The organism is Bacteroidota bacterium, assembly GCA_030706565.1.
Taxonomy (GTDB): domain Bacteria; phylum Bacteroidota; class Bacteroidia; order Bacteroidales; family JAUZOH01; genus JAUZOH01.
The window spans coordinates 1-2,250 of sequence record JAUZOH010000534.1 but is presented as its reverse complement, the minus strand read 5'-3'; the positions used below and the strand labels follow the sequence as shown (position 1 = coordinate 2,250).

The window sequence follows — 2,250 nt, the reverse complement described above, 5'->3', positions numbered from 1 at the left end:
GCTTCTATCTATTCTGCTTCAGCAGTGGCACGCGAAGAGTTTCCTGACTATGACGTAACTGTCAGGGGGGCTGTTTCTATTGGCCGCAGGCTGATGGATCCTCTGGCCGAGCTGGTAAAGATTGATCCCAAATCCATTGGCGTGGGCCAGTACCAGCATGATGTTGACCAAAGCAAATTGAAGCAAAGCCTTGACCAGGTGGTGGAAAGTTGTGTCAACCTGGTAGGGGTGAATGTCAATACTGCCAGCAAGCATTTGCTGACCTATATTTCCGGGTTGGGTACACAGTTGGCACAAAATATAGTTGATTACCGCAAGGAAAAAGGGCCTTTTCAGTCACGCAGGGAACTAAAGAAAGTGCCCCGCATGGGCGACAAGGCTTTTGAACAGAGCGCAGGCTTCCTGCGAATTCCTAACGCCGATAATCCTCTTGACCGGAGCGCTGTGCATCCTGAAAGCTACAGGGTGGTGGAGAAGATGGCCAAAGACCTGAATGCTACGATCAACGACCTGCTTCAGCAAAAAGATCTGAGGACTAAGATAAAAGTTAATAATTATGTCGATGATAAGGTGGGCCTGCCTACCCTGAATGATATCATGAAGGAGCTGGAGAAACCCGGTTTGGATCCGCGTACTAAAATTGAGGTGTTTGAATTTTCCAAGGATGTATTTCATATCGAAGATGTGAAACCCGGGATGGTGCTGCCGGGCATCGTTACCAACATTACCAATTTCGGCGCTTTTGTCGATATTGGGGTAAAGCAGGACGGATTGGTGCATGTTTCGCAACTGGCCGAACGTTATGTCAGTAATCCTGCTGAAATAGTCAAACTGCACCAGCAGGTTAAAGTGAAAGTTCTTGACGTTGATGTGAGCCGCAAACGCATTCAACTGAGCATGATCTTATAAAATATAAGGATAATCTACAGATAACAAGCAATTTTTGCAGGATAACGGTCGATTAAATATTTTGCACGGATATGCAAATATTTAATCGATGGCTTAATTTATATATATCAGGTTAGGATGTTCTATCCTCATATTCGTATTTTTATATATTTAAGTTTCGCAAGTAAAATTTAGGTCACCTGCGTTATTTCCAGCCTATCAGAATTGATATAATGTATGAATGTTTCATTTCTGTTAAGCGCATCAAGCAACCGTTCGTCCTCGGTATCAAAGGAGTTTACAATGATTCTTAAGAGTTCCTGCAGAATGCTTTAATATGCGTTCTGTAACGGAAAGTTGATTGATACCGGCTTTTGGCTTCATAAATTCTTGGAAAAGTGTTAATTTCCGAGAAAATTTTTGTACTTCCAAGTCTGGGCATTGGGGGCTATATTTGTTGTTTTGTCACTTCAAATATGCTGATATTCAGATACATTTGAACCCCCTTTTTTTATGCTTGAACGATTAACTTTTTTCTACTTGCGAAACTTGAACTATTAATATTTAGGCCAACCTTTACGGGGTTTATTTTTGGCTGTCTGTTTTTCCCCCGGATAAATCCGGGGGTTATGCAAAGATAAGTCCTATGCTTTGTTTTTTCTATTTTGTTCTTATTACGTTACTCCGTCAGGAGTATTTTTGTTTGTTTCCCCCTGGATAAATTCTGGATTCCGAAAGGATAAACACGAACACGATGGACTTTGTCTTTTTCTATCTAGTTTTTATGACCCACCTTTGCTTTTTTACTCCGTCAGGAGTATACTGTGCATATCCCCTAGATTCATCTGGGGGTAAAGGTACGATGGATCCTCAAAACTCCGTAGGAGTTCCCCTTTATTCAAAAGATATACTTTTCATCCCACTGTATCCCATTTTCCTCCAGCAATTTTTTGTATTCGTCTTCAAAACTCACTTTTGCATGATGCTCCTTCTGGTTCTTGATATAGTTTGTGATCCTTTCTTTATCCCTCATACTATAAGTCAGTGCACACGAGCCTTCTGCCCAATGTTCAAAATCAGGAAATTTCCCAGACTCCTTCATCCACCGGTTCGATACTGTTTTTATTTCCTTAACATAGTCCGATAAACAAACTTTTGGATGCAAATCGGATAAAATATGAATGTGATTTTCAGTACCATTGATGCGGTATAATACACAATTTCTGTTTTGTATTATTCCCCAGATGTATTTGTACAATTCCTCGTGTTGTTTTTCGGGCAAAGTATTTCCGCGGTTATAGGTACAAAAATAATATGATACAAAATTTGTCTGTAACTATTCATCTTTTAAATTCAATATTG

General features: G+C 40.3%; 1 protein-coding gene and 1 pseudogene. One reads left to right on the top strand and one right to left on the bottom strand.

Translation table 11 applies throughout. The features are described from left to right. Window positions 1-909 (top strand): helix-hairpin-helix domain-containing protein (locus Q8907_16490; GenBank protein ID MDP4275867.1); only part of this gene is annotated, 909 nt, incomplete at its 5' end. Between the two features lie 877 nt (window positions 910-1,786). On the opposite strand, the pseudogene tnpA reads toward Q8907_16490, so the two are convergent. Next, a pseudogene (tnpA, locus tag Q8907_16485) lies at window positions 1,787-2,232 on the bottom strand (IS200/IS605 family transposase). Between the last annotated feature and the right edge of the window lie 18 nt (window positions 2,233-2,250).